Source organism: Pseudomonas sp. SWRI51, assembly GCF_014268825.1.
Classification (GTDB): domain Bacteria; phylum Pseudomonadota; class Gammaproteobacteria; order Pseudomonadales; family Pseudomonadaceae; genus Aquipseudomonas; species Aquipseudomonas farsensis.
Map to the genome: position 1 here is coordinate 19,071 of NZ_JABWRG010000033.1, position 26,043 is coordinate 45,113.

The 26,043-nt window shown below is 62.3% G+C and carries 23 protein-coding genes and 5 tRNA genes; 9 read left to right on the forward strand and 19 right to left on the reverse strand.

What is annotated here, in order from left to right; translation table 11 throughout:
* From flgM to HU720_RS12295, 3 genes are all read left to right on the forward strand, one after another.
* Nucleotides 1-315 (forward strand): flagellar biosynthesis anti-sigma factor FlgM, encoded by a 315-nt coding sequence (flgM, locus tag HU720_RS12285; protein ID WP_186520219.1) that lies wholly within the window; start codon nucleotides 1-3, stop codon nucleotides 313-315.
* 48 nt (nucleotides 316-363) lie between these two features.
* On the forward strand, nucleotides 364-831 hold the full coding sequence (locus HU720_RS12290) for a flagellar protein FlgN (protein ID WP_186520201.1): 468 nt from the start codon (nucleotides 364-366) through the stop codon (nucleotides 829-831).
* Between the two features lie 80 nt (nucleotides 832-911).
* Complete coding sequence (locus HU720_RS12295; protein ID WP_186520202.1) at nucleotides 912-1,655, forward strand: flagellar brake protein; 744 nt, start codon at nucleotides 912-914, stop codon at nucleotides 1,653-1,655.
* A gap of 130 nt (nucleotides 1,656-1,785) precedes the next feature.
* Here the strand turns inward: HU720_RS12295 and HU720_RS12300 are convergent, their stop codons facing one another.
* Together HU720_RS12300 and bkdR are read right to left on the reverse strand one after the other, a co-directional pair.
* Nucleotides 1,786-3,120, reverse strand: a complete 1,335-nt coding sequence (locus HU720_RS12300; RefSeq protein WP_186520203.1) for an MFS transporter — start codon at nucleotides 3,118-3,120, stop codon at nucleotides 1,786-1,788.
* Nucleotides 3,121-3,262: 142 nt separating this feature from the next.
* Nucleotides 3,263-3,748 (reverse strand): Bkd operon transcriptional regulator BkdR, encoded by a 486-nt coding sequence (gene bkdR / locus HU720_RS12305; RefSeq protein ID WP_186520204.1) that lies wholly within the window; start codon nucleotides 3,746-3,748, stop codon nucleotides 3,263-3,265.
* A 196-nt stretch (nucleotides 3,749-3,944) separates the two neighbouring features.
* Between bkdR and HU720_RS12310 the strand changes: the two genes are divergently transcribed.
* The 4 genes from HU720_RS12310 to lpdA are packed head-to-tail and all read left to right on the forward strand — an operon-like array spanning nucleotide 3,945 to nucleotide 8,879.
* The gene (locus HU720_RS12310) at nucleotides 3,945-5,177 is read left to right on the forward strand and encodes a 3-methyl-2-oxobutanoate dehydrogenase (2-methylpropanoyl-transferring) subunit alpha (protein ID WP_186520205.1); all 1,233 of its coding nucleotides are present in this window, start codon (nucleotides 3,945-3,947) and stop codon (nucleotides 5,175-5,177) included.
* A 13-nt stretch (nucleotides 5,178-5,190) separates the two neighbouring features.
* The gene (locus tag HU720_RS12315) at nucleotides 5,191-6,237 is read left to right on the forward strand and encodes an alpha-ketoacid dehydrogenase subunit beta (RefSeq protein WP_186520220.1); all 1,047 of its coding nucleotides are present in this window, start codon (nucleotides 5,191-5,193) and stop codon (nucleotides 6,235-6,237) included.
* Nucleotides 6,238-7,497: a dihydrolipoamide acetyltransferase family protein gene (locus HU720_RS12320; RefSeq protein WP_186520206.1), complete on the forward strand. Its 1,260-nt coding sequence runs from the start codon at nucleotides 6,238-6,240 to the stop codon at nucleotides 7,495-7,497.
* 2 nt (nucleotides 7,498-7,499) lie between these two features.
* Nucleotides 7,500-8,879, forward strand: coding sequence for a dihydrolipoyl dehydrogenase (lpdA, locus tag HU720_RS12325; RefSeq protein ID WP_186520207.1), 1,380 nt, complete (start codon nucleotides 7,500-7,502; stop codon nucleotides 8,877-8,879).
* Nucleotides 8,880-9,264: 385 nt separating this feature from the next.
* On the opposite strand, the gene HU720_RS12330 is transcribed toward lpdA, so the two are convergent.
* Nucleotides 9,265-10,263 carry a sensor domain-containing diguanylate cyclase gene (locus tag HU720_RS12330; RefSeq protein WP_186520208.1) on the reverse strand — a complete coding sequence of 333 codons (999 nt, stop codon included), beginning with the start codon at nucleotides 10,261-10,263 and terminating at the stop codon, nucleotides 9,265-9,267.
* A gap of 216 nt (nucleotides 10,264-10,479) precedes the next feature.
* On the opposite strand from HU720_RS12330, the gene HU720_RS12335 reads away from it, so the two are divergent.
* Nucleotides 10,480-11,034, forward strand: coding sequence for a hypothetical protein (locus HU720_RS12335; RefSeq protein ID WP_186520209.1), 555 nt, complete (start codon nucleotides 10,480-10,482; stop codon nucleotides 11,032-11,034).
* Between the two features lie 62 nt (nucleotides 11,035-11,096).
* On the opposite strand, the gene HU720_RS12340 is transcribed toward HU720_RS12335, so the two are convergent.
* Both HU720_RS12340 and phnN read right to left on the reverse strand, forming a co-directional pair.
* Nucleotides 11,097-11,173, reverse strand: a tRNA-Arg gene (locus HU720_RS12340).
* Between the two features lie 103 nt (nucleotides 11,174-11,276).
* A complete protein-coding gene (gene phnN / locus HU720_RS12345; protein ID WP_186520210.1) occupies nucleotides 11,277-11,858 on the reverse strand; it encodes a phosphonate metabolism protein/1,5-bisphosphokinase (PRPP-forming) PhnN in 582 nt (193 codons plus the stop codon).
* 347 nt (nucleotides 11,859-12,205) lie between these two features.
* Between phnN and HU720_RS12350 the strand changes: the two genes are divergently transcribed.
* Nucleotides 12,206-12,532 (forward strand): Arc family DNA-binding protein, encoded by a 327-nt coding sequence (locus HU720_RS12350; protein ID WP_003254499.1) that lies wholly within the window; start codon nucleotides 12,206-12,208, stop codon nucleotides 12,530-12,532.
* Nucleotides 12,533-12,605: 73 nt separating this feature from the next.
* On the opposite strand, the gene mgtE is transcribed toward HU720_RS12350, so the two are convergent.
* The 14 genes from mgtE to aruF all read right to left on the reverse strand — a co-directional run bounded on the left by mgtE (nucleotide 12,606) and on the right by aruF (nucleotide 25,921).
* Nucleotides 12,606-14,048 (reverse strand): magnesium transporter, encoded by a 1,443-nt coding sequence (mgtE, locus tag HU720_RS12355; protein WP_186520211.1) that lies wholly within the window; start codon nucleotides 14,046-14,048, stop codon nucleotides 12,606-12,608.
* Nucleotides 14,049-14,433: 385 nt separating this feature from the next.
* Nucleotides 14,434-14,510: transfer RNA gene (locus tag HU720_RS12360), tRNA-Arg, on the reverse strand.
* Between the two features lie 71 nt (nucleotides 14,511-14,581).
* A tRNA-Arg gene (locus HU720_RS12365) sits at nucleotides 14,582-14,658 on the reverse strand.
* 68 nt (nucleotides 14,659-14,726) lie between these two features.
* Nucleotides 14,727-14,803: transfer RNA gene (locus HU720_RS12370), tRNA-Arg, on the reverse strand.
* Between the two features lie 106 nt (nucleotides 14,804-14,909).
* Nucleotides 14,910-15,000, reverse strand: a tRNA-Ser gene (locus HU720_RS12375).
* Between the two features lie 72 nt (nucleotides 15,001-15,072).
* Nucleotides 15,073-15,261, reverse strand: a complete 189-nt coding sequence (gene csrA, locus HU720_RS12380; protein WP_003254503.1) for a carbon storage regulator CsrA — start codon at nucleotides 15,259-15,261, stop codon at nucleotides 15,073-15,075.
* Between the two features lie 168 nt (nucleotides 15,262-15,429).
* On the reverse strand, nucleotides 15,430-16,665 hold the full coding sequence (locus HU720_RS12385; RefSeq protein ID WP_186520212.1) for an aspartate kinase: 1,236 nt from the start codon (nucleotides 16,663-16,665) through the stop codon (nucleotides 15,430-15,432).
* Between the two features lie 83 nt (nucleotides 16,666-16,748).
* Nucleotides 16,749-19,373 (reverse strand): alanine--tRNA ligase, encoded by a 2,625-nt coding sequence (gene alaS / locus HU720_RS12390; protein ID WP_186520213.1) that lies wholly within the window; start codon nucleotides 19,371-19,373, stop codon nucleotides 16,749-16,751.
* A gap of 276 nt (nucleotides 19,374-19,649) precedes the next feature.
* A complete protein-coding gene (astE, locus tag HU720_RS12395) occupies nucleotides 19,650-20,657 on the reverse strand; it encodes a succinylglutamate desuccinylase (RefSeq protein WP_186520221.1) in 1,008 nt (335 codons plus the stop codon).
* A gap of 10 nt (nucleotides 20,658-20,667) precedes the next feature.
* Entirely contained in the window at nucleotides 20,668-20,958 is a 291-nt protein-coding gene (locus HU720_RS12400) for a topoisomerase II (protein ID WP_186520214.1), read from the reverse strand.
* 15 nt (nucleotides 20,959-20,973) lie between these two features.
* A complete protein-coding gene (astB, locus tag HU720_RS12405; RefSeq protein WP_186520215.1) occupies nucleotides 20,974-22,323 on the reverse strand; it encodes an N-succinylarginine dihydrolase in 1,350 nt (449 codons plus the stop codon).
* Nucleotides 22,324-22,346: 23 nt separating this feature from the next.
* Complete coding sequence (gene astD, locus HU720_RS12410; RefSeq protein WP_186520216.1) at nucleotides 22,347-23,810, reverse strand: succinylglutamate-semialdehyde dehydrogenase; 1,464 nt, start codon at nucleotides 23,808-23,810, stop codon at nucleotides 22,347-22,349.
* A complete protein-coding gene (gene astA / locus HU720_RS12415) occupies nucleotides 23,811-24,839 on the reverse strand; it encodes an arginine N-succinyltransferase (RefSeq protein WP_186520217.1) in 1,029 nt (342 codons plus the stop codon).
* A 62-nt stretch (nucleotides 24,840-24,901) separates the two neighbouring features.
* A complete protein-coding gene (gene aruF / locus HU720_RS12420) occupies nucleotides 24,902-25,921 on the reverse strand; it encodes an arginine/ornithine succinyltransferase subunit alpha (RefSeq protein WP_186520218.1) in 1,020 nt (339 codons plus the stop codon).
* Between the last annotated feature and the right edge of the window lie 122 nt (nucleotides 25,922-26,043).

Below are 26,043 nucleotides of genomic sequence, written 5' to 3' on the forward strand. Positions count from 1 at the left end.
ATGGTCATCGACTTCAGTCGTTTGAATAATTCTCCGTCGGTTGCAGGCGGCGTGCGTGGCACTGCCGCCAACGGCAGCAGCGAGAAAGCCGCGCCAACTGGTGAAACGCCAGTGCGCGCCAGCGAAAGCGGCGAAACGGTTCATTTCAGCCAAGAGGCTCAGCAGTTGCAAAAGATCAGCGATAAGCTGCGCGACCAGCCTACCGTCAACAGCGCCCGCGTGGCCGAGTTGAAGCAGGCCATCGCAGACGGCAGCTACCAGGTCGATGCCGGCCGGGTCGCCGGTAAACTGCTCCAATTCGAAGCGCAGCGCTAACGCTCCGGCGCGCTGACTTCAAGGACGCAACATAGCCAAGAGTTAGCCATGCACGACACAACCCTGCTGCAACTGATCGAAGACGACATCGCCCCCACGCACGAACTGCTCGACCTTCTACAAAAGGAAGCAGTGGCGCTGCATGGCCGCGACATGCCCGTGCTGGAGCAGATCCTGGCACGCAAACAGTCATTGATCGTGTTGCTCGAACAGCAGGGGCAGCGCCGCAACCACGTGCTCACCAGCCTCGGCCTAAGTGCTGATCGTGCCGGTGTGCAGGCAGTCGCGGCGCAGTCGCCCAATGGCGAACTGATCATGCAGCAGCTCGACGTGCTGACGCAGCTGATGGATGCCTGCCAGAAGGTCAACGAGACCAACGGGCGGATTATCCAGATGCAGCAGAACGCCACGGCCAACCAGATCCGCATCCTCAACGGTGGCGATTCTCCGTCGCTGTACGACAGCCGTGGCGCCACCTCGCCGATGGCCAAGCCCCGGGCCCTCAGCCAAGTGTGATTAATAGTATTCAAGGCACGGAACATACTGGCAAAATGCCTTTCTTGCGTGTGTAGCTTTTGCCTGGAGATTGATTACCCGTGTTCAATGAGACCGATGCCCCCCAGCCACCGAAGGTGCTCAGTACCCCTTTGGAGATTGCGGCCAACCTGCGCCAGTTGCTGGAAAGCCACGACCCGCTGATCATCAGCTTCCCTGAGCGCAGTCAACGGTTCCAGAGCTACGTGGTGCACGTCGACCGCGACACCGGTGTGGTGGCGCTTGACGAAATGATCCCCCGCGATGGCGAAAAATTCATCGAGAACGGCGAGCCGTTTCGCGTCGAAGGCTTCCATGACGGTGTGCGCATCGCCTGGGAGAGCAACACCCCGCTGACCATCACCGAGATCGACGGCCACCGCTGCTACCGCGGCCCGCTGCCGGAAGAAGTGGTCTACCACCAGCGCCGTAATGCATTCCGCGCTGCACTCAAGCTTTCGCAACTGGTCGATGTGGCCATCGACGGCACCTACCTCAAGGGCGATGGTGCTGTACGCGGCAAGCTGCTGGATATCTCGGCCACCGGCTGCAAACTGCGCTTCGAAGGCAATATCGAGCACCGCCTGCAACTGGGCCAGGTGTATGAGAACTTCAAGGCGGCCAACCCGCTGGGCCTTTCCGACACCATGGTCGAACTGCGCCACCTGCATTTTGAAGAACGCATCAACACCACGTTTGCCGGCGTGCGCTTCCATAACCTCAGCGGCCAGGCGCAGCGCAAGATCGAGAGCTTCGTGTACCAGCTGCAGCGCGAAGCGCGCCGGTTCGACAAAGACGATTATTGATCGCCGTTCGCTCCACCCCATCACCGATCAACCCCGCCCCACACCTGGCCCTAGTGGCAACCATTGTGGGAGCGGGCTTGCCCCGCGATAGCCTTGCTTCTTACCTGCGCCCATCATCACCGGCCTGCAACTAGCTGCGCTGCGGGTCTTGCGCAGACGCAACCTCACCAGCCTCTTGCGCCTCTTCTTCCGTATCTTCAGCCGCCACCGGCGCCTGCATCACGTCCTGCACGGTCTGTTCATCCACCCGCGGGTCAAGCGCCGCCGACAGCGGCGAACCGGCAGCAGGCATCGCCACGTGCCCAAGCGGGGCATCCTGCACCTGGTGCAGGCCGGTAACGGCCTTGGGCCGGATACGCCACACCAACACCAGCGCAAAACACACAAAGAATGCATAGAGCATCTGCGCGCCCAGCAGCTTCATCAGCACACCCGCAGCCAACGGCCCGATACAGGCGCCTACCCCGTAGGTCACCAACAGCATCGCGGTCAGTGATACACGCCGCTCGCTTTCGACGTGGTCATTGGAAAACGCCACGGCCAGCGGATACAGGCAGAACTGCAGCAGCGAGATGACAAAGCCAATGCCGAACAGCAGTTCGAGCGGCACGCCAGGCAGAATCGCCAAGGGCGCCGAGGCCAGGGCCAGGCCAATGGCCACGCTGCGGATCAGCACCGCACGGTCATAGCGGTCCGACAGCCAACCCAGCGGCCACTGCACCACCAGGCCTGCAAAAATGCAGCTACCCATGAACAGACCGATCTGTTCGGTGCTAAGCCCCTGGCTGGCTGCATACACCGGCGCCAAGCCGTAGAAAGACCCCACGATCAGCCCTGCACCCAACACCGTCGACAACGACTGCGGCACTCGCTTGATGAAAAACTTCGGGTCCATCGGCGCCGGGCGCAAGGCCGCCGGGTGAATGCGCCGGGTCATGGCCACTGGCACCAGGCACAGGGCAAAGCACATGGCCACCAGCATCAGCAGTTCCGGGCCAAGCTGCGGGTGCACCACCAGGATCAACTGGCCAAGCACCAGCCCCAGGTAAGAGGCGATCATGTAGCAGCTGAACACCGCACCGCGGTGCTTGGCGTCGGCCTGCTCGTTAAGCCAGCTTTCGATGACCATGTACTGGCACATCATGCCGAGGCCGACGATCATGCGCAGCCCGATCCAGGCGGGCAGCCAACTGGTCAGGCCATGGCCGAGCACTGCCGCACCGACGATACCGGCGCAGGTCGCATAGGCGCGAATATGCCCGACACGGGCGATCAGCCGGTGGCCGACCTTGCCGCCCAGGGCCAGGCCGAAATAGTTGGCGGCCATCAGTGCACCCACCCACAGGCTGTCGACATTTTCGGCAGCCAGGCGCAGGGCAAGGTAGGTGCTGAGCAGGCCGGAGCCGATCAGCATCATGAGGGCGGCGAAATACAGCGAGCGAAATGACTTCCAGATGTGTCGCATGCGTCCCGAAAAGCTCCCAGGTCAGGTGGCGGCGGTGCAGCCAAGCATAAGGGCAAAACCTGCCCAGTGCAGGCCCCGGCCATTGAAAAAGCGCGTCACGGCGCGCCTGTAACAGCTTTCGTCGCGCCCAGGCCAGCCAAGTTCAATCGCGCAGCGTCATGCCATTGGCCGGCAACGGCAACGCGGTCTTGTAGCGCACCTGCTTGAGGGCAAAGCTGGAGCGGATATTGGCCACCCCCGGCAGGCGTGTCAGGTAGTCAAGAAACCGCTCCAGCGCCTGGATGCTGGGCAACAACACGCGCAGCAGGTAGTCGGGGTCGCCAGTCATGAGGTAGCACTCCATCACCTCGGGGCGCTCGGCAATTTCTTCCTCGAAGCGGTGCAACGACTGCTCGACCTGTTTCTCAAGGCTCACGTGGATGAACACGTTGACGTCCAGCCCCAGGGTTTCGGGCGACAGCAAGGTCACCTGCTGGCGAATCACCCCCAACTCCTCCATGGCCTTGACCCGGTTGAAGCACGGCGTGGGCGACAGGTTCACCGACCGCGCAAGCTCTGCGTTGGTGATGCGGGCGTTTTCCTGAAGGCTGTTGAGAATGCCGATATCGGTACGATCCAGTTTGCGCATGAGACAAATTCACCTGGCTTTTGTGTTTGTGCGGAATGTTTATCTCCCTGGTAAGACAAAGGCAATGAACATGAGAGAAAAATTCTCCAGCCGCCCCCCTATGATGTAACAGACGCTGACCTGCCAGTCACAAGCCGGCACCAGCGGCGACCGCTTCAGAGCTCACAAAAACAATATTCGAGCGAGCGTAAACAGCATGAACGAGTACGCCCCCCTGCGTTTGCATGTGCCCGAGCCTACAGGCCGGCCAGGCTGCCAGACCGATTTTTCCTACCTGCGCCTGAACGACGCCGGTACCGTCCGTAAACCGCCCATCGACGTTGAACCCGCCGACACCGCCGACCTGTCCGGTAGCCTGGTGCGCGTGCTCGATGCGCAAGGCAATGCCCTTGGCCCATGGGCCGCAGACATCGACCCGCAGGTGCTGCGCCAAGGCATGCGCGCCATGCTCAAGACGCGCCTGTTCGACAGCCGCATGGTCGTGGCCCAACGGCAGAAGAAGATGTCGTTCTACATGCAGAGCCTGGGCGAGGAAGCCATCGGCAGTGCCCAGGCCCTGGCACTCAACCGCAGTGACATGTGCTTCCCCACCTACCGCCAACAGAGCATCCTGATGGCCCGCGATGTGTCGCTGGTCGAGATGATCTGCCAGTTGCTGTCCAACGAGCGCGACCCCCTCAAGGGCCGCCAGTTGCCGATCATGTACTCGGTGCGCGAGGCTGGCTTCTTTACCATCAGCGGCAACCTGGCCACGCAGTTTGTGCAGGCAGTCGGCTGGGCCATGGCCTCGGCGATCAAGGGCGACACCAAGATTGCCTCGGCCTGGATCGGCGACGGCGCAACTGCTGAGTCCGACTTCCACACCGCGTTGACCTTCGCCCACGTCTACCGCGCCCCGGTGATCCTCAACGTGGTCAACAACCAATGGGCGATTTCCACCTTCCAGGCCATTGCCGGTGGCGAGTCGACCACCTTCGCCGGGCGCGGCGTGGGCTGCGGCATCGCCTCGCTGCGGGTCGATGGCAATGATTTCATTGCCGTCTACGCCGCCTCGCGCTGGGCCGCCGAGCGCGCCCGCCGCGGCCTGGGCCCAACCTTGATCGAATGGGTCACCTACCGCGCAGGCCCCCACTCCACCTCCGACGACCCGTCCAAGTACCGCCCTGCCGACGACTGGAGCCACTTCCCGCTGGGCGACCCGATTGCCCGCCTGAAGCAGCACCTGATCAAGATCGGCCACTGGTCCGATGAAGAGCACCAGGCTGTCAGCGCCGAACTTGAAGCCGAGATCATCGCCGCGCAGAAAGAGGCCGAGCAGTTCGGCACCCTGAGCAACGGCCATATCCCCAGCGCCGCTTCGATGTTCGAGGACGTGTACAAGGACATGCCTGACCACCTGCGCCGTCAGCGCCAGGAACTGGGGGTTTGAGATGAACGATCAAATCAATGCAATCGACCTGGAAAACGCCATGTCCACCACTACCATGACCATGATCCAGGCCTTGCGCTCCGCCATGGACGTGATGCTGGAGCGCGATGACAATGTGGTGGTGTACGGCCAGGACGTCGGCTACTTCGGCGGCGTGTTCCGCTGCACCGAAGGGCTGCAGAACAAATACGGCAAGTCGCGGGTGTTCGATGCGCCGATTTCCGAAAGCGGCATCGTCGGCACCGCGGTCGGCATGGGCGCCTACGGCCTGCGCCCGGTGGTGGAAATTCAGTTCGCCGACTATTTCTACCCAGCCTCCGACCAGATCGTTTCGGAAATGGCGCGCCTGCGCTACCGCTCGGCCGGCGAGTTCATTTCGCCGCTGACCTTGCGCATGCCTTGCGGCGGCGGTATCTACGGCGGCCAGACCCACAGCCAGAGCCCCGAGGCGATGTTCACCCAGGTCTGCGGCCTGCGCACCGTCATGCCGTCGAACCCCTATGACGCCAAGGGCCTGCTGATCGCCTCGATCGAATGCGACGACCCGGTGATCTTCCTGGAGCCCAAGCGCCTGTACAACGGCCCGTTCGACGGCCATCACGACCGCCCGGTTACGCCTTGGGCCAAGCATCCTCATAGCGCCGTACCCGATGGCTATTACCAAGTGCCGCTGGACAAGGCGGCGATTACCCGCCCCGGCAACGATGTCACGGTGCTGACCTATGGCACTACGGTCTACGTCGCCCAGGTGGCCGCCGAAGAAGCTGGTGTCGATGCCGAAGTGATCGACCTGCGCAGCCTGTGGCCGCTGGACCTGGAAACCATCGTCGACTCGGTGAAAAAGACCGGCCGTTGCGTGGTAGTGCACGAGGCCACCCGCACGTGCGGCTTTGGCGCCGAACTGGTCGCACTGGTGCAGGAACACTGCTTCCATCACCTCGAAGCGCCAATCGAGCGCGTTACCGGCTGGGACACCCCCTACCCCCACGCACAGGAATGGGCTTACTTCCCAGGCCCTTCGCGGGTAGGCGCGGCATTGAAAAAGGTCATGGAGGTCTGAATGGGCACGCACGTCATCAAGATGCCGGACATCGGCGAAGGCATCGCGCAGGTGGAGTTGGTGGAATGGTTCGTCAACGTCGGCGACATCATCAACGAAGACCAGGTGGTGGCCGATGTCATGACCGACAAGGCCACCGTTGAAATCCCTTCGCCGGTCAGCGGCAAGGTGCTGGCCCTGGGCGGCCAGCCCGGTGAAGTCATGGCGGTGGGCAGCGAGTTGATCCGCATCGAGGTCGAAGGCAACGGCAACCATGTCGACGCCCCGCAGGCCAAGGCGCCGGAACCGGTAGCCGCAGCGCCACAGGCCGCGCCCGAGCCACGCCGCGAAGCGCCGCAGCCGAGCGCTCAGCACACCGCCGCCCCCATCGCACCGCGTGAGGCCCACGACAAACCGCTGGCCTCCCCGGCTGTGCGCAAGCGCGCGCTGGATGCCGGTATCGAACTGCGGTATGTACACGGCAGCGGCCCGGCCGGGCGCATCCTGCACGAAGACCTCGACGCGTTCATCAGCAAACCCCAGAGCAGCGCCGGGCAAGCCCCAGGCGGTTATGCCAGGCGCAGCGACAGCGAACAGGTGCCGGTGATCGGCCTGCGCCGCAAGATCGCCCAGCGCATGCAGGATGCCAAGCGCCGCGTTGCGCACTTCAGCTACGTCGAGGAAATCGACGTGACCGCCATTGAAGCGCTGCGCCAGCAACTCAACAGCCGCCATGGCGAAAGCCGCGGCAAACTGACCCTGTTGCCGTTTCTGGTGCGCGCCATGGTGGTGGCGCTGCGGGACTTCCCACAGATCAACGCCACCTACGACGACGAAGCGCAGGTCATCACCCGCCACGGCGCGGTGCATGTGGGTATCGCCACGCAAGGTGACAACGGCCTGATGGTGCCAGTATTGCGCCACGCAGAGGCCGGCAGCCTGTGGGCTAACGCCAGCGAGATCGCCCGTGTGGCGCAGGCTGCGCGCAGCAACAAGGCGACCCGTGAAGAACTCACTGGCTCGACCATCACCCTCACCAGCCTCGGCGCGCTCGGCGGCATCGTCAGCACGCCCGTGGTCAACACCCCCGAAGTAGCGATTGTCGGCGTCAACCGCATGGTCGAACGGCCGGTGGTGATAGACGGCCAGATCGTTGTGCGCAAGATGATGAACCTGTCCAGCTCGTTCGATCACCGCGTGGTCGACGGTATGGACGCTGCACTGTTCATCCAGGCTGTGCGCGGCCTGCTGGAGCAACCTGCCTGCCTGTTCGTGGAGTGACCATGCAACCGATCCTCAACACTACCCTGCTGGTCATCGGTGGCGGCCCCGGTGGCTATGTGGCCGCCATTCGCGCCGGGCAACTGGGCATTGCGACCGTGCTGGTGGAAGGCCAGGCCTTGGGTGGCACCTGCCTGAACGTTGGTTGTATTCCATCCAAAGCGCTGATTCACGTGGCCGAGCAGTTCCATCAGGCCAGCCGCTTCACCGAGCCATCGCCGCTGGGCATCAGCGTCGCCTCCCCGCGCCTGGACATTGCCCAGAGCGTGCAGTGGAAGGACGGCATCGTCGACCGCCTGACCAGTGGCGTCGCGGCACTGCTGAAAAAGCACGGGGTTAAGGTGATTCACGGCTGGGCACAGATCATCGATGGCAAACAGGTCGAGGTCGACGGCCAGCGCATTCAGTGCGAGCACCTGCTGCTGGCCACCGGTTCAAGCTCGGTCGAACTGCCGATGCTACCGCTGGGCGGCGCAGTCATCTCTTCCACCGAAGCGTTGGCGCCCAAGGCGCTGCCGCAGCACCTTGTGGTGGTCGGGGGTGGCTATATCGGCCTGGAGCTTGGCACCGCCTACCGCAAGCTGGGGGTACGCGTGAGTGTGGTCGAGGCGCGCGAACGCATTCTGCCCACCTATGACGCCGAACTGACTGCACCGGTGGCCGAGTCGCTGAAAAAACTCGGTATCGGCCTGCACCTCGGGCATCGCGTGGAGGGCTACGCCGACGGCTGCCTGCTGGCGCGCAATGGCCAGGACGAGTTGCTGCGTATCGAGGCCGACCAGGTACTGGTGGCGGTCGGGCGCCGCCCGCACACTCAGGGCTTTGGCCTTGAAAGCCTGGGCCTTGCGATGAACGGCGCGGCCATCGCCATTGATCAACGCTGCCAGACCAGCATGCGCAACGTCTGGGCGATAGGCGACGTGGCCGGCGAGCCGATGCTCGCACACCGCGCCATGGCCCAAGGGGAAATGGTCGCCGAGCTGATCCATGGCAAGGCACGCCGCTTTGCCCCCAACGCCATTGCTGCCGTGTGCTTTACCGACCCCGAGGTGGTGGTGGCCGGCGCCACGCCTGAGCAGGCCGCGCAGCAGGGGCTGGACTGCATCGTTGCGCAGTTCCCCTTTGCCGCCAACGGCCGGGCCATGAGCCTTGAAGCGAAAAGCGGCTTCGTGCGGGTGGTCGCGCGGCGCGACAACCACCTGATTCTGGGCTGGCAGGCGGTGGGCGTGGCGGTTTCGGAGCTGTCCACCGCCTTCGCCCAGTCGCTGGAAATGGGCGCACGCCTGGAGGACATCGCCGGGACCATTCACGCTCACCCGACCCTCGGCGAGGCGGTGCAAGAAGCGGCGCTGCGGGCGCTGGGGCACGCACTGCACATCTAGGGCAAGCACACTGAGGCGGCGAAAGCCGAGTTGGCCTGCAGCGTTACCAGACGCTGCAGGCATTTTTTTGCCTGCCAGAAACCCGCCAAGCCTAGTGCCAGTCAGCTAAGCCTATTCTGTGGGGGATTCTATGGTTTCGGGCAAGTCGCTCTTGATTATGTAGGAGCGGCCTTGTGTCGCGAAAGGGCTGCAAAGCAGCCCCAGGATCTGTGTACCCAGCAGAATCGCTGGGGCTGCTTCGCAGCCCTTTCGCGACACAAGACCGCTCCTACACTGACCGCGTAGACGGCATCGATATGGGGATGGGCGAGCTCTGTGGGAGCGGGCTTGCTCGGAATGCCGAACCACCGCGATGGGCCTGACTGGCTGGAATTACCCCAAGGCCTTATTCGGCGACGATATTCTTGCCCGCCGCCTTGGCCCGATACAGCGCCTGGTCGGCACGGGCCAACAGGCTGTGCTGGTTCTCTCCTTCGCGCCACTGCACCACGCCATAGCTCATGGTCAGCCGGCACTCGCCCACCGGCGCAAGCTCGGCCACCGCTTTGCGGATGCGCTGGGCCGTTTCACAGGCTTGGGTCAGCGTGGTGCCGGGCAGCACCACGGCGAACTCATCGCCACCCCAGCGCGCCAGCATGTCCTGCTCACGCAAATGCGGGCGCACCTGCTCGACGAGCTCTATCAGCAGCGCGTCGCCACGGGCGTGGCCGTACAGGTCGTTGACTGGCTTGAAGTTGTCCAGGTCCATGGCAATCAGCGCCAGCGGCTCGCGAAAGCGACGCGCCCGCTCACACTCCTGGTGCAGGGTCTTTTCCAGATGGTAGCGATTAGCCGTGCGAGTGAGGGAATCGCGTTCGGCCAACTGTCGATTCTCGTCTAGCTGGCGCAGCAACTGCTGGTTGACCCAGGACAGCTCGCGGGTGCGCTCGGCCACCAGGCTTTCCAGCGACTGATTGCGCAACTCAAGCTGTACCACCAGGCGCTTGCGGTCATCGATGTTGCGATGGGCGCCGAGCATACGCGCCACCGTGCCGTCCTCGTTGCGGTCAATGATGTAACCACGGTCCTCGACCCACAAATGGCTGCCATCACGCCGGATGCAGCGATACTCGATGCAATACGCCTCGCTACGCTGCTCGAGGTAGGCCTCGAAATGCGCCATCACCCGCGGGTAGTCCTCCGGGTGGATCACGTTTTCCCAAGTGAGTACGGAGTTGTCCAGCGAGTGGCTGTCATAGCCCAGCATCGCGTACCAGGCCGGATTGCGATAGACATAGCCGGTGTTGGCATGCCAATCCCAGACGCCGTCGCTGATCAGTTCGAACAAAGTGTGCAGCTGCTGCTCAGTGAAACCGGTTGGAACCGGCTTTGGTACCTGACTCATGGACACTCCCTCCGTTGCCCAGCAACTGCGCGCCATCTCGGTACTGCCGATGCGCTGCGGGTTGCCGCCAGCGGCAATCCCTTTCCTCTGTTGGGCAAGCATATGCCGAGCGCGCCGCGACCGGAATAGCTGCCACCCGAGATTTCAATGGCTTGCGACCGCTGGCACAGCTCTTGCCCGGTTATTGGCGCCTATCGATTGTTCCAGGAGGGACACATGGTCAATGCATTCAACGGGCTGGGCTGGTACGCCAACACCCCGCTACCTTCCCGCGCCGGCGCTGAACAGGCGCAAGGCGGGTTCATGCCGCAGCGGCCGGTAGCGCCTATCGGCAGTACTACAGCGCAGCACAACAGCAAGGGCAGCACCGCAGGCAATGCTGAAGACAACCAAAAAGAAGCCTTCGCCAAGCTGATGGCAATGCTGCAAAACCCCGACACCGAGGCGCGCGAGCAAGCCAGTGTCGGCAAGCAGAAAGCCAGTAACGCGGTGCAGGAGTTCCGCGATTACATGGCCAAGTCGCCTGAGGAGAAGATCAAGGAGAAGATCCTCCAGGAACTGGGCCTGACCGAAGACGAGTTCGAGGCCCTGCCCCCCGAACAGAAGGCCAAGGTCATGGAGCAGATCACTGAACGGCTTCAGGAAGATGTGCAGATCAAGACCCAGGCCAAGATCGAGCAACAGGCCGAGTCTGAACAGGCAGGCGCCAGCGCTGCGGTAGCAGCAGCGGATGCGGATGACAGCCAGAAGCAGAAGACAGCCGAGCTGTAGGCGTAGTGGACGCGGGCCCTGCTGGTCGGGGCCACTGCGGCGGATGGCGCAGTGACGGGAGGTGGCGTCCCAGGCAGGATTTGAACCTGCAACCTTCCCCTTAGGAGGGGGATGCTCTATCCAATTGAGCTACTGAGACGTGTGCAACGCAGGCGTTGCCGCGTGCGTGGGACGGCGTGCATGTTAACCAGCATCAAGCCGTTTGTCATGCCTGAATCGGGCACATCGCCTGTCGGGCTTTGCTACAACACGTGCTGCTCGCGCAGAAGCTCCAGCAAGGCCTGCACCGTGGCTTGCAAGTCTGCGGAGTTATCCAGCACCTGCACCTCCTCGTCATAGGGCAGAACGCTGGCGTTGCGCGCAAGGCGCTGCTCGATCTCAACCGCCCCTTCCCTGCCCCGCGCCAGCAACCGTGCACGCAAGGCCTCGGGCGATACGCGAAGCCCCACAGCGAGCAAATTGGGGTAACGCCTACGAGCCTCGGCCAAGTACCCCCGCGAGCCATTGACCAGCACTGGGCGGCCGCTGGCAAGCCAGGTGTCAATTTGCGCGGGGATGCCATAGCACAGGCCATTGGCCTGCCAATGCAAGGCGAACGCCCCGGCGCTGCGCATGTGCTTGAAGTGCTCTGGGGTGACGCTGAGCGCGGCTTCACCCTTGGCTTCGGCAGAGCGGGTGATCACCCGGCGGGCGATTTCTACCCCAGCGGCCTGCAGGTGGCCACGCGCGGCGTCGATCAGGGAATCTTTTCCCGAACCAGACGGTCCGATCAGGTAGATCAGGCGTGCCACTACCGGCAATTTGCCGCTTGCGTCATGTTGCATAGCCACTATGCTCAATGTGAGGGGGAACCGGCGCATTCTAGGCTTTTTCCCTTGCCTTTGCTGCCAGTTACCAGATTTTGACGACAAAGGTCTGACACCCACGGGATCAGATAAAGGTAAAACTTTTCAAACCAGTGCGCATTTCTGATAATTGGTACTGGCAAAAAGCCTTTATCGAGATCACTATTTGTCACAGAATTGACGCCAAGGAAACGGCAACCTTGAGGCAAGATGGCAAACCTAAATCAAACGATGGTTGAACATTTTGTCGTCGCAGTGGTCGTACCACCACCGTGCGGCCAATCTGACAACCGCTCCCCCTGAACCAGAACAACCGGTCAATTTATATGCGCCCAATGAAACAGGCTATTTATTCGAGCCGCACCGCCGACAAATTCGTCGTCCGCCTGCCAGACGGCATGCGTGAGCGCATTGCCGAGGTAGCGCGCAACCACCACCGCAGCATGAACTCCGAGATCATCGCGCGCCTGGAACAGAGCCTTATCCAGGAAGGCGCGCTGGGCGACGAGCTGAGCATGCGCCTGGACAGCCCAGAGCTCAGCCTGCACGAACGTGAATTGCTGCAGCGCTTCCGCCAACTGTCCCACCGCCAGCAGAATGCGCTGGTGGCGCTGATCGCCCACGATGTGGAAATGGCCGCAGACGCGTCCTGATCACGCCTTACCGCCGCACACGAAAAAGCCAGCGCAAGCTGGCTTTTTTATTGCCCCGGGTTTTGCGCGGCACTCAGAGCAGGAACAGTGTGGCCAGGCCCAGGAAGATGAAGAAGCCACCGCTGTCGGTCACCGCCGTGATCATCACGCTCGACCCCATGGCCGGGTCGCGCCCAAGGCGGGTGAGCGTCATCGGGATAAGCACCCCCATGAGCGCGGCCAGCAACAGGTTCAAGGTCATCGCCGCAGTCATGACCAAGCCCAGCGACCAGCTGCCATACAGCCAGAACGCAACCACACCGATGACGGTGCCCCAGATAAGGCCATTGAGCAGCGATACCGCGAGCTCTTTGCGCATCAGGCGGCTGGTATTGCCCGGCGACACCTGGTCCAGCGCCATGGCGCGTACGATCATGGTGATGGTCTGGTTGCCCGAGTTGCCGCCAATGCCGGCCACGATCGGCATCAGTGCCGCCAGTGCCACCAGCTTCTCGATGGAGCCCTCGAACAGGCCGATCACCCGCGAAGCCAGGAAAGCAGTGATCAGGTTGACCGCAAGCCACGCCCAGCGGTTACGCAGTGAACGCCAGACCGAGGCGAAGATGTCTTCTTCTTCGCGCAGACCGGCCATGTTGAGCACTTCGCTCTCGCTCTCCTCACGGATCAGGTCGACCATCTCATCGATGGTCAAACGGCCGATCAGGCGGTCGTTCTTGTCGACTACCGGGGCAGATACCAGGTCGTAGCGTTCGAAGGCCTGGGCGGCGTCGTAGGCGTCTTCGTCAGGGTGGAAAGCCACCGGGTCATTGGCCATGACCTCAGCGACTTGTTTTTCTGGGTCGTTGACCAGCAAGCGCTTGATCGGCAGCACGCCCTTGAGCTTGCCGTCGGAATCGACCACGAACAGTTTGTCGGTGTGCCCAGGTAGCTCCTTGAGCCGACGCAGGTAACGCAACACCACTTCGAGGCTGACGTCTTCGCGGATGGTGACCATCTCGAAGTCCATCAGCGCGCCGATCTGGTCCTCGTCGTAGCTCAGGGCCGAGCGCACACGTTCGCGCTGCTGGGCGTCGAGGGTTTCCATCAACTCGTGGACGACGTCACGCGGCAGCTCAGGCGCCAGGTCAGCGAGTTCGTCGGCGTCCATCTCCTTGGCCGCTGCCAACAGCTCGTGATCGTCCATGTCGGCGATCAGGGATTGGCGAACGGCGTCGGAGACTTCAAGCAGAATGTCGCCATCGCGGTCCGAGCGCACCAGCTGCCAGACCGCCAGGCGGTCTTCCAGGGGCAATGCTTCGAGGATGTAGGCGATGTCGGCAGGGTGCAGGTCATCGAGCTTGCGTTGCAGCTCGACCAGGTTCTGGCGGTGAACGAGGTTTTCTACCAGGTCCTGATGATGGCCTTCCTGGCGGTGCGTCAGGTCTTCGACCACGCGCTGACGCTGCAGCAGTTCGATCACCTGGGCCAGGCGATCCTGCAGGCTGTCTTGAGATTTTTTTACTTCGATTTCGGTCATAGGCGAACTCCACCCCCAGCAGCGGAGCACGCCGGGAGAATCAATCGGTCAGATCTGGCTGTTTCAAGCGTGTTGGCGAGTAACTACTGGGTAAGTCCATGGTGGTATTCCACAAGCCCCGGCGGGGCTGACGGGCGCAATCATACACTGTACAAGCTGTTGGTTCGCCTAAATTTTTGGCCGGAACAATCGTCTGCGCAACGAAACTATGACAACGCTCAAGGCCATCCGTGCAATAGCATCTGGAGGGTTAAAAGCACAATCGCGGCGCGGGCATTGAAGGGAGTTGAATGCAGTCTAGCCAAGGCTGGCCGACGCTATTTCGATACCGCACAGAAAAGGCGGAAAAGAAAAAGCCCGCTTATATAAGCGGGCTTTTCAGATGTGGCGGACTCAGGAGGATTCGAACCTCCGACCGCTCGGTTCGTAGCCGAGTACTCTATCCAGCTGAGCTATGAGTCCGTAGGTGGTATTTTTTATGCCAGATTACCACTGGCGTTGAAACAGCTTTGCAAGCAAAACCACTTCAAAAGTGGCGGACCCAAGAGGATTCGAACCTCTGACCGCTCGGTTCGTAGCCGAGTACTCTATCCAGCTGAGCTATGGGTCCGTGGGGTAGTTTTAGACCAGATTACCACTGGTGCTTGAAGTAGCTTTGAAACAAAGCCACTTCAAAAGTGGCGGACTCAGGAGGATTCGAACCTCCGACCGCTCGGTTCGTAGCCGAGTACTCTATCCAGCTGAGCTATGAGTCCGTGTCTTGCCGCGCATTATAGGTCGCTATATCGTTTTATCAAGAACTTTTTCGTTTAAATTCAACGACTTAAGTTTTTGACCGTTTACAGCGCACTAAGCGAATAATGGCGGTGAAGGGGGGATTCGAACCCCCGATACCCTTATGAGGTATACTCCCTTAGCAGGGGAGCGCCTTCGGCCACTCGGCCACCTCACCGCAACACGGGGCGTATATTAACCAGACCCCTCCCCGTTTGCAAACCCTTTTTTGAAAAAAACTTCAAAAAAATTAAAGGCTTGGTTCTTCGTCCTTCTCTTTCTTGATGCGCAGGTAGATTTCCTCGCGGTGAACGGCCACTTCCTTGGGCGCGCTCACACCAATACGCACCTGATTACCTTTGACGCCAAGCACCGTTACGGTGATCTCGCCATCGCCAATGATCAGGCTCTCGGCGCACCGGCGAGTCAGAATCAACATACATTTCTCCTTAACGAATCTTTCAGGGACAACAGTCTTTGGTAAGCAGGGTCCGGCCGGGGACGACGGCACGGGCCCGTAATGGCCACCAGAGGCACTTGGACAGGAGCCCCTCTGATAGCCAGAAACGCGAAGGGCGCGGCAAGCCGCGCCCCTTTGGGCTAAGTGTTACTCGCTCTGTCGTACAGGTGCGTCGAGTTCGAACGCGGTGTGCAGCGCACGTACAGCCAGTTCGAGGTACTTCTCTTCGATCACCACCGAGACCTTGATCTCGGAGGTGGAGATCATCTGGATATTGATGCTCTCCTTGGCCAGGGCTTCGAACATGCGGCTGGCAACACCTGCGTGGGAACGCATGCCAACGCCGACAATCGACACCTTGGCGATCTTGGTGTCGCCGATCACTTCACGCGCGCCGATTTCGTTGGCGGTCTTCTGCAACACGCTCAGCGCATTGTCGTACTCGTTGCGGTGCACGGTGAAGGTGAAGTCGGTGGTGTTATCGTGCGAGACGTTCTGCACGATCATGTCGACTTCGATGTTCGAAGCACTGATCGGGCCGAGGATCTTGAACGCAACGCCTGGGGTATCCGGCACGCCACGAATGGTCAGCTTGGCTTCATCACGGTTGAAGGCGATACCGGAAATGATCGGCTGTTCCATGGATTCCTCTTCATCAATGGTAATGAGGGTACCCGGACCCTCCTTGAAGCTGTGCAGCACGCGCAGCGGGACGTTGTACTTGCCGGCGAACTCCACCGAACGGATCTGCAGCACCTTGGAACCGAGGCTGGCCATTTCCAGCATCTCTTCAAAGGTGATCTTCTCCAGACGCCGCGCGTGCGGCACCACACGTGGGTCGGTGGTATAGACACCATCGACATCGGTGTAGATCTGGCACTCGTCAGCCTTCAGCGCCGCCGCCAGGGCAACGCCAGTGGTGTCGGAGCCGCCACGACCGAGGGTGGTGATGTTGCCTTGCTCATCGACGCCCTGGAAACCAGCAACCACCACCACACGGCCAGCCTTGAGGTCGGCACGGATCTTCTGGTCGTCGATCTGCAGGATGCGCGCCTTGTTGTGCGCGCTGTCGGTGAGTATGCGCACCTGGTTGCCGGTGTAGGACACCGCAGGCACGCCACGCTTCATCAGGGCCATCGTCAGCAGTGCAATGGTCACCTGCTCGCCAGTCGACACGATCACGTCAAGCTCACGCGGTTCAGGCTTTTCGGTGATCTGCTTGGCCAGGTCGATCAGGCGGTTGGTTTCCCCGCTCATGGCCGACAGCACGACGACCAGGTCGTCGCCCGACTCACGGAATTTCTTGACCTTGTCGGCTACCTGCTCGATCCGCTCGATGGAACCGACAGAGGTACCGCCAAATTTCTGTACGATCAACGCCATTTCAAAGGTGCCTCAGCCCACCAGGGGCCCCAAAAAACAATCCAACATGGCGCGACCACCGTTCACACGGCGGCCGCTCCATCTCAAAGTCCCTGCTCGGCGAACGGCACTGCCAGGGCCAGGGCCTTGTCCAGCGCGGCGACATCAACGCCACCACCCTGAGCCATGTCAGGGCGACCACCGCCCTTGCCACCGACCGCCGCAGCGGCTTGTTTCATCAGGTCGCCAGCCTTGAGTTGGCCGGAGAGGTCCTTGGTCACGCCAGCCACCAGCACGACCTTGCCCTCATGCTCGCTGCCCAGCAGGATCACTGCGTGGCCGAGCTTGTTCTTCAGTTGATCGACGAGTGCCAACAGTGCCTTGCCATCCTGCCCATCAAGGCGGGCGGCGAGGACCTTGGCACCCTTGACCTCAACAGCCGCACTGGAGAGATCATCCCCTGCGGCGCTGGCGGCCTTGGCCTGCAACTGTTCGAGCTGCTTTTCCAGCTGACGGTTGCGCTCAAGCACAGCCGACAGCTTGTCGATCAGGTTGTCACGGTTGCCCTTGACCAGTTGTGCGGCTTCCTTGACCTGCTCTTCAGCAGCGTTCAGGTAGGCCAGCGCAACGGCGCCGGTGACCGCTTCGATACGGCGCACGCCAGAGGCTACGCCGCCTTCGCTGATGATCTTGAACAGGCTGATATCGCCGGTGCGCTTGGCGTGGATACCGCCACACAGCTCAACGGAGAAGTCGCCGCCCATGCTCAGTACGCGCACGGTGTCGCCGTACTTTTCACCGAACAGCGCCATGGCGCCTTTGGCCTTGGCAGTTTCGATGTCGGTCAGCTCGGTCTGAATCGGGGTGTTGCGGCGCACTTCACGGTTGACGATGTCCTCCAGCGCCTTGATTTGCGCAGGGGTTACCGCCTCGAAGTGGCTGAAGTCAAAGCGCAGGCGCTGGCTGTCGACCAGCGAGCCCTTCTGCTGGACGTGCTCGCCCAGCACCTGGCGCAGCGCTTCGTGCAGCAGGTGGGTCGCCGAGTGGTTCAGCGCCGTGGCGTGCTGCACCTGGGCGTCAACCTTGGCCTCGACCGGCGCACCGATCAGCAGCGCGCCGCTGGCAACCACGCCGTGGTGCAGGAAGGCACCGCCGGTCTTGGTGGTGTCACGTACGTCAAAGCGCGCAGCGCCAGCCTGGAGGAAGCCGGTGTCGCCAATCTGGCCGCCGGATTCGGCATAGAACGGGGTGCGGTCCAGCACCACGACGCCCTGCTCGCCTTCACTGAGTTGGTCGACCGCCTGGCCGTCCTTGTACAAGGCGATGATCTTGCCCTGGCCTTCGGTAGCCTCGTAGCCGAGGAAATCTGTGGCGGTATCGACCTTGACCAGGCTGTTGTAATCCATGCCGAAGGCGCTGGCGGAGCGCGCACGCTCACGCTGGGCGTCCATTTCGCGTTCGAAACCGGCTTCGTCGATGGTCAGCTCGCGCTCGCGGGCGATATCGGCGGTCAGGTCCATCGGGAAGCCGAAGGTGTCATACAGCTTGAACACCACATCACCCGGAACCACGCTGCCCTGCAACTGCGCCAGGTCCTGCTCGAGGATGCGCAAGCCCTGCTCCAGCGTTTTAGCAAACTGCTCTTCTTCGGTCTTGAGCACGCGCTCGATGTGCGCCTGCTGGGTTTTCAGCTCAACGAAGGCTTCGCCCATCTCGTTGACCAGCGCCGCGACGATCTTGTGGAAGAAGCTGCCCTTGGCGCCCAGCTTGTTACCGTGGCGGCAGGCGCGACGAATGATGCGGCGCAGCACATAGCCACGGCCTTCGTTCGAAGGCAGCACGCCATCGGCGATCAGGAAGCCGCACGAACGGATGTGGTCGGCGACCACCTTCAGCGATGGTTGCTCTTCGTTGTTGCAGCCAATGGCCTCGGCGGCGGCAGCCAGCAGGCTCTGGAACAGGTCGATCTCGTAGTTCGAGTGCACGTGCTGCATGACCGCACTGATGCGTTCAAGGCCCATGCCGGTGTCCACCGACGGCGCCGGCAGCGGGTGCAGCACGCCGTCGGCGGTGCGGTTGAACTGCATGAAGACGTTGTTCCAGATCTCGATGTAGCGGTCACCGTCTTCTTCTGGCGAGCCGGGCGGGCCACCCCAGATATCGGCGCCGTGGTCGTAGAAGATCTCGGTGCACGGGCCGCAAGGGCCGGTATCACCCATGGTCCAGAAGTTGTCGGAGGCGTACGGGGCGCCTTTGTTGTCGCCGATGCGCACCATGCGCTCGGCCGGCACGCCGACCTCTTTGGTCCAGATATCGTAGGCTTCGTCATCGCTTGCGTAGACGGTGACCCAGAGCTTTTCCTTGGGCAGGTTCAACCACTGCTCGGAGGTCAGGAAGGTCCAGGCGAAGGTGATTGCATCGCGCTTGAAATAGTCACCGAAGCTGAAGTTGCCCAGCATTTCGAAGAACGTGTGGTGACGCGCGGTATAGCCGACGTTTTCCAGGTCGTTGTGCTTGCCGCCGGCACGCACGCATTTCTGGCTGCTCACAGCGCGGGTATAGGCGCGCTTTTCCTGGCCCAGGAAGCAGTCCTTGAACTGGTTCATACCGGCGTTGGTGAACAGCAGGGTCGGGTCGTTGCCCGGAATCAGAGAGCTGGAGGCGACGCGGGTGTGCCCTTGCTCTTCGAAGAAGCGAAGGAAGGCTTCACGGATTTCAGCGCTTTTCATAGGTTCTTCCACGGAAACGGCGGCCACGTCGAATCGTCGAAACGACGGCAAAGGGCCGCATTATATCGGTCCTGCAGGCTCGGTGCAGTGTGTTTATGTGCAAGAAACCGCCAATCGGACGGTTTTGAGCGTGTTCAAACAGAAAATGACATGGGGCGATGCTAAATGCAGCGTTTCGCCACTGGCAAGCCCATTACCGCCCATGCCAAGGGAAAATGGAACAGCCGGTGAATTAAAAGGTTTTCATCGGCTATCGGATCCAAAAAAACCAGCCGCTCAACCCAGCCGCTGCCCCGAATCAGGCACCACCAGAATGCCGGCCCTCAGCCCGTTGCGGACCTTGGGGTTGGGGAAGATGATGCGCGCGCCCTCTTCCTCGACCACCCAGCGCATTTCGGCCAGGTCTTCGGCAAGCAGGTAGCCTTTGCTCAGTTCGGAGAAGTTTTCGATGTCCGCCGGCAGGTGCAGGTGAAAGCTGTCGCTGTGCTTGATGATTTCGCGGGCCACGCTGAACAGCTTGAGCCCGGCAAGCGAGGCATCAGCCTGCGGCTCAGTGCCTTCGATGATCTGCACCAGGCGGGTGTGCAGCTTATCGAGGTTGACTTGCTCGTTCTGCCCAAATGGCCGCGCCTTGCCCAACTCCAAGGTAAAAGCCTCGGCGTCGAGCTGCTCGTAGGTAAACGCGCTGAAAGTGATCGAAGGTTTGCTCTGCAGCAGCACGGCTTGCATGCCGGCCGCCGCCAGGCGCGCCAGTTCGTTGCGCGAATGCTTGCGCCCCTCCTTGAACGGGTACAGGGCAAACTGCTCGATCTTCGAGCCGCGTATGGCGGTATGCAGGTCATAGTGCAGGCGGGTGCGCCCGGGCTTGCTGAAGAACACCCGGGCAAACTGTTCCAGTTCAGCCGCACGCAGCGCTTCGAAACCACTGGTCAGCTCATGGCGCCCGTTGAACAGGCGGTTGATGTCCTGATCGATGAAACGCTCGCCCTTGCGAATGGCCGCCGGGTTGCCGAACAGGAACAACACCCGAGCCTTGGGCGTAATCTGCCCACTGGCAACACCATGCAACAGCTCTTCGAGCAGCTCGATGGGAGCTGTCTCGTTGCCATGGATGCCCGCTGACAGCAGCACGTCCAGGCCGCTGTCGTCGCTTTCTGGGGGGCGCACTTCAAGTGCACCTTCGCCCAGCCAGCGCAAACGCACGCCCCGGCTCGTCACTTGGGTCTTCTCGGCCGGTTCACGGTCGGTCAGGGTCAGCTCAAGCAGTTTGCCAAGGGCGAGCATGGGCGCTTCCTTAGTGGTGGTGGCCGCAGTCAGGGCCGTGGACATGATCGTCGTCTTCACCGACCTCAGCCGGTTCCATTTCCAGTTGCAGGCTGACCAGGTTGGTCGCCATCGGGCGCAGCAACAGGTTGGCGTACTCGGTGTCGTTTTCGTCGACATCGACGCCGATCAGCAGTTGGCCACGGCCGTCTTGCTGGATCCACACTTCCTTGCCTTGCCACATTACGGCAAAGCGGGTGCAGGAGGTTTCCAGCTGGGTGCCGTCTTCATCTTCCAGGATCAGTTGCAGGGCGTCGGACATTGCTAATTCTCTCTATCAAGGTTGGCGTTGGAACGGATAGACCGAGCCCAGCTTGAGAATGCCGGTCAGTTCATCCAGTGCCGTGCGGCATTCAACCAGCAACTGCGGGTCGGCAAGGTCCGCCTCGACGAGGCGATCGCGGTAGTGCTTGTCGACCCATTGCACCAGGGTGTCGTACAGCGGGGCGGTCATGATAACGCCTTGGTTGACCGCCGCCAGTTCCGATTCTTTCAGCGCCACGCGCAAACGCAGGCAAGCCGGGCCACCGCCGTTCTGCATGCTCTGCTTGAGGTCGAACACCTTGACCTCCTTGACTGCCCCGCCACTGCTGGCGAGCTGCGCCAGGTAGGCCCAGACCCGCTCGTTGTTGCGGCACTCTTCTGGCACCACCAGCAGCATCGAGCCGTCGGCGCGGCTGAGCAACTGGCTGTTGAACAGGTAGGAGCGCACCGCATCTTCGACCGTTACCGCCGCACGCGGCACGCAGATGGCCTGGAAGTTACCGCCCTTGCTGGCCAGTTTAGCTTGCAGTTGCGCAAGCACCGCGTCGGTGTCGAGGAAGGCATCCTCGTGGTAGAACAGCACCTCGCCGTTACCTACCGCAATCACGTCGTTGTGGAACACACCCTGGTCGATCACCGCAGGGTTCTGCTGAGCGTAGACGACCCCGCCCTCACTCAAGCCATGCAGCCGGGCAACGGCCTGCGAGGCTTCCAGGGTCTGGCGCGCCGGGTATTTCTGCGGCGCCGGGTAACGGGCGTCGAACGCGCTGCGGCCATAGACGAAGAACTCGACACCGGCCTCGCCATAACTGCGGCAAAAACGCGTGTGGTTGGCCGCGCCTTCATCACCGAACTGCGCAACGGCCGGCAACGCCGGGTGGTGGGCGAAGACCTTGTCGTCGTTGAACATGGCGCCGAGCACGCGGCTGGTGGTCGGGTGCTCGATGCTGCGGTGGTATTTGCAGTTGAGGTTGGCGGCGGTGAAATGCACGCGGCCATCTGCGGTGTCGGCGCTGGGGCTGACTGTGGCCGCGTTGGCCACCCACATGCTCGATGCCGAGCAACTGGCCACCAACAGCGGCATGTCTTCCTTGGCGGCGCGGCGGATCACCTCGGCGTCACTGCCGGTAAAGCCCAGGCGGCGCAAAGCGGCGACGTCCGGGCGCTCCTGCGGCGCGAGCACGCCCTGGACAAAGCCCATGTCCATCAGCGCCTTCATTTTTGCCAGGCCCTGGCGCGCCGCTTCACGGGGGTTCGAACCTTGCTGGCTGTTGCTTTGCGAGGCCACGTTGCCGTACGACAGGCCGCCGTAGTTGTGGGTTGGCCCCACCAGGCCATCAAAATTCACTTCGTAGGATTTCATCGGCTAGGCTCCGAGACCTGTTGTTATAGGGTGACGCCCGGCGTCAGGGCCGCCGGCAATGCAAGGCTGGCGGTCTCCAGCGATGCCACGGGGTAGGCGCAATAGTCAGCCGCGTAGTAAGCGCTGGCGCGGTGGTTGCCGCTGGCACCCACCCCGCCAAAGGGCGCGCTGCTGGCAGCGCCAGTCAGTTGCTTGTTCCAGTTGACGATGCCGGCGCGGCTGCGCAGCCAGAAGTGCTGGTAACGGGCATGGGAGTCCGACAGCAGCCCGGCGGCCAGGCCGTACTGGGTGTTGTTGGCTTCATCGATGGCCGCCTCGAAGTTGGCGTAACGCACCACTTGCAGCAGCGGGCCAAAGAACTCTTCGTCGACGCGCTCGGCCACCGCGCTTACATCAATAATCCCGGGGGTCAGCAGCGCAGCGCCCGGTTGCGGTTGGGTCATCGCAAGCAGCGCCAGGGCGCCCTTGCCCAGCAAGTCGGCCTGCGCCGCCAGCAATGCCTGCGCGGCCTGCAACGAGATGACCGAGCCCATGAACGGCGCTGGTTGCTGGTCGAAGGCCCCCACGCTGATGCTGCGGCTGACCTCTACCAGGCGCGCCAGCAGCGCATCGCCCCAGGCACCTTCAGGCACCAGCAGGCGGCGGGCGCAGGTGCAGCGCTGGCCTGCCGAAATGAAGGCCGACTGGATGATGGTGTACACCGCAGCGTGCAGGTCCTTGACCTCATCGACCACCAGCGGGTTGTTGCCGCCCATCTCCAAGGCGAGGATCTTGTCCGGGCGCCCGGCGAACTGTTGGTGCAACAGGTTGCCGGTTCGGCTGGAGCCGGTGAAGAACAGGCCATCGATACCGGCATTGGCCGCCAGTGCCACGCCGGTTTCGCGCGCACCCTGCACCAGGTTGAGCACCCCGTCGGGCAACCCGGCCTCAACCCAGCACTGCACGGTCAGCTCGGCGACCTTGGGCGTCAGTTCACTGGGCTTGAACACCACGCAGTTACCGGCCAGCAGCGCCGGCACGATATGCCCGTTGGGCAGGTGCCCTGGGAAGTTGTAAGGGCCAAACACCGCAACCACGCCATGCGGTTTGTGGCGCAGCACGGCATTGGCATCGCCCAGCGGGGCGCTTTTTTCACCGGTGCGCTCGCGGTAGCTCTGTACCGAAATCGCCACTTTGTTGACCATGCTGGTCACTTCTGTGGCCGATTCCCACAGTGGCTTGCCGGTTTCTTCACCGATGCAGCGAGCAAGCTCGTCAGCGCGCGCCTTGAGCTTGTCAGCGAAGGCTTCCAGCACGCTGATACGCGCATCCAGGCCAAGTAGCGCCCACCCCGGGAACGCCTTGCGCGCCGCCTGCACGGCGGCATCGACCTGGGCGGCATCAGCGCCCTGCCCGGACCAGACCACCGCCTGGGTGACCGGGTTAAGCGATTGCAAGGCCTCGCCCTGCCCGGCAAGCCACTGGCCGGCGATAAAATGCGTGGTCATTTACTTGGCCTCCCGAGCGGCGGACAGCGGCACTGCGCGCACATTGTCACCAGCGCCCAGGCGCAGGCGCTTGGCGGTCTGCGGGTCGACCACCAGGGTGCCGGCCGCCAGGCGTGCGGGCGCGGCAGTGATACGGCAGTCTTCGCGCTTGCGATTGTGAATGATGTACGGGGTGGCGTCATCGCCCGGCGTGCCCACGGCCAGCACCAAGGTTTCGCTCTCGCGCACCGCGCGAATGCTGGCGGTTGCGCACTCGATGGCCGGGCCTGCGTCGAAGATGTCGACGTAGCCTTGGTAGTTGAAGCCCTCGCGCTTGAGCATCGCCAGCGCCGGCTCCGTGTCGGTGTGCACCTGGCCGATCACGCTGCGCGCCGCCTCGGACAGGAAGCAGGTGTAGAGCGGGAACTTGGGCATCAGCTCGGCGATGAACGACTTGTTACCAACGCCGGTCAGGTAATCCGCCTGGCTGAACTCCATCTTGAAGAAATGCCGGCCCAGGCTCTCCCAGAGCGGCGAGCGCCCGGCTTCATCGGACATGCCGCGCATTTCGGCGATGATCTTCTTGCCGAACAGGTCGGGGAACTCGGCGATGAACAGCATGCGCGATTTCGACAGCAAGTGGCCGTTGCGCCCGCTGCGGTAGTCACTGCGCAGGAACAACGAACACAGCTCGGAGTTGCCGGTCAGGTCGTTGGCCAGGAACAGCGTGGGGATTTCCCGGTAGATGTTCAGCTCCTGGGAGGCGCTGACGGTCAGGCCAACCCGGTAGTTGTACCAGGGCTCACGCAGCCCGACGGCGCCGGCGATGGCGCTGATACCCACCACCAGGCCTTCGTCGTTTTCCAGCACGAACAGGTAGTCGGTGTCGCCGCGCTCGGCTTCGCCACGAAAGCTTTTTTCCGCCCAGCCAACCCGGCGCGCCAGGCGCTCTTCGTTGGCCGGCAGCGTGGTCAGCCCGGTGGTGCCGGTGCTGCGGGCAAGCTCGATCAGCGCGGGTAAATCGCTGCTGCGTACAGGACGAACGATCATGCTATCTCCTTGTGCGGCGGACGGCGCCCGCCGCAAAACTCACTGTTGCAGTTGGCGTGGGCTCAGACGGCGACCAGGCGCACACTGGCGCCCTCACCCACGCCAAGGGCGTCGGCAGCTTCTGCGCTCAGGCTGACCGGCTTGCCCGGCACCCAGTCAAGCTCAAGCAACACGGCGCGGTAATCCTGCAACTGGCCGTTGCACACCAGGTATGGGCGCCCGCCCTTGACCGCGGCATCCTCGACCTTGACCGGCACCACGCGGCTCTGGGCAATCGAGCGGATGCTCGAGGTGCGCGCATGCAGCGTGGGGCCGCCATCGAAGATGTCGATGTAGTGCTCGGTCTCGAAGCCTTCGCGCATCAGGATGTCGAAGGTGATCTGTGCCCGCGGGTGCACCTGGCCCATGGCCTCCTGGGCCTCGTCGTGCAGCAGCGGCACGTAGATCGGGTAGTGCGGCATCAGTTCGGCGAGGAAGGTGCGGCTTTTCAGCCCGCACAGGCGTTCGGCGTGGGAATAGTTGAGGTCGAAGAAGTTGCGGCCAATGGCGTCCCAGAACGGCGATTCGCCCTGTTCGTCGCTGTAGCCGACTATTTCGGTGACCACCGAATCGGCAAAGCGTTCGGGGTGTGCGGCCATGAACAGCAGGCGCCCGCGCGAATTGAGCTCGGCCCAGCCGCTGTTGACCAGTTCCGGCAGCACGTAAAAGCTGGTCAGCAGGCTGTTGCCGGTGAGGTCGTGGCACAGCGACAGTACGTGGATCTTGTTGTGGATCTTAAGCTCGCGAGAGGCGTGCACGAAGGTCTCGTTACGAAAGCTGTAGAACGGCTCGGAGTAGCCCGCCGAGGCCACAATGGCCGAGCAGCCGGCCAACTTGCCGGTGGCGCTGTCTTCGAGCACGAAGAAGTAGCTTTCTTCGCCGTTGAAGCTCACTTCGGCGGCAAAGGAGGTTTCCGAGGCAGCGATCTTGTCGCCCAGGCGGCCGGCATCGTCCGGCAGCGAGGTGACACCAACCGGGCTGTCGGCAGCCATGCGCTGCACTTCGTTCAAGTCAGCCATTTGCGCGGGGCGCATCACCAGCATGGTGTCACTCCTTTCGGGATAGCGTGCCGCTCACATCGGCACGGAAAAACAGCGGGCACACGCCACTACCTGCAAGCAGGTGCCCGCATTGGAATTCGGTGTCGCAGGCCCTGTGCAGGGCC

Excerpts from the sequence above, each read along its gene's own strand:
- bkdR (WP_186520204.1), bottom strand. The coding sequence starts at position 3,748 with ATGCGCAAACTGGATCGTACCGATATCGGCATTCTCAACAGCCTTCAG.
- HU720_RS12330 (WP_186520208.1), bottom strand. The coding sequence starts at position 10,263 with ATGAGTCAGGTACCAAAGCCGGTTCCAACCGGTTTCACTGAGCAGCAG.
- astD (WP_186520216.1), bottom strand. The coding sequence starts at position 23,810 with ATGACCACGCATTTTATCGCCGGCCAGTGGCTTGCCGGGCAGGGCGAG.
- astB (WP_186520215.1), bottom strand. The coding sequence starts at position 22,323 with ATGAAATCCTACGAAGTGAATTTTGATGGCCTGGTGGGGCCAACCCAC.
- mgtE (WP_186520211.1), bottom strand. The coding sequence starts at position 14,048 with ATGACCGAAATCGAAGTAAAAAAATCTCAAGACAGCCTGCAGGATCGC.
- HU720_RS12320 (WP_186520206.1), top strand. The coding sequence starts at position 6,238 with ATGGGCACGCACGTCATCAAGATGCCGGACATCGGCGAAGGCATCGCG.
- HU720_RS12300 (WP_186520203.1), bottom strand. The coding sequence starts at position 3,120 with ATGCGACACATCTGGAAGTCATTTCGCTCGCTGTATTTCGCCGCCCTC.
- flgM (WP_186520219.1), top strand. The coding sequence starts at position 1 with ATGGTCATCGACTTCAGTCGTTTGAATAATTCTCCGTCGGTTGCAGGC.
- lpdA (WP_186520207.1), top strand. The coding sequence starts at position 7,500 with ATGCAACCGATCCTCAACACTACCCTGCTGGTCATCGGTGGCGGCCCC.
- HU720_RS12290 (WP_186520201.1), top strand. The coding sequence starts at position 364 with ATGCACGACACAACCCTGCTGCAACTGATCGAAGACGACATCGCCCCC.
- astA (WP_186520217.1), bottom strand. The coding sequence starts at position 24,839 with ATGATCGTTCGTCCTGTACGCAGCAGCGATTTACCCGCGCTGATCGAG.
- HU720_RS12400 (WP_186520214.1), bottom strand. The coding sequence starts at position 20,958 with ATGTCCGACGCCCTGCAACTGATCCTGGAAGATGAAGACGGCACCCAG.
- astE (WP_186520221.1), bottom strand. The coding sequence starts at position 20,657 with ATGCTCGCCCTTGGCAAACTGCTTGAGCTGACCCTGACCGACCGTGAA.
- phnN (WP_186520210.1), bottom strand. The coding sequence starts at position 11,858 with ATGCAACATGACGCAAGCGGCAAATTGCCGGTAGTGGCACGCCTGATC.
- HU720_RS12335 (WP_186520209.1), top strand. The coding sequence starts at position 10,480 with ATGGTCAATGCATTCAACGGGCTGGGCTGGTACGCCAACACCCCGCTA.
- csrA (WP_003254503.1), bottom strand. The coding sequence starts at position 15,261 with ATGTTGATTCTGACTCGCCGGTGCGCCGAGAGCCTGATCATTGGCGAT.
- aruF (WP_186520218.1), bottom strand. The coding sequence starts at position 25,921 with ATGCTGGTGATGCGCCCCGCGCAAATGGCTGACTTGAACGAAGTGCAG.
- HU720_RS12385 (WP_186520212.1), bottom strand. The coding sequence starts at position 16,665 with ATGGCGTTGATCGTACAGAAATTTGGCGGTACCTCTGTCGGTTCCATC.
- HU720_RS12350 (WP_003254499.1), top strand. The coding sequence starts at position 12,206 with ATGCGCCCAATGAAACAGGCTATTTATTCGAGCCGCACCGCCGACAAA.
- HU720_RS12310 (WP_186520205.1), top strand. The coding sequence starts at position 3,945 with ATGAACGAGTACGCCCCCCTGCGTTTGCATGTGCCCGAGCCTACAGGC.
- alaS (WP_186520213.1), bottom strand. The coding sequence starts at position 19,373 with ATGAAAAGCGCTGAAATCCGTGAAGCCTTCCTTCGCTTCTTCGAAGAG.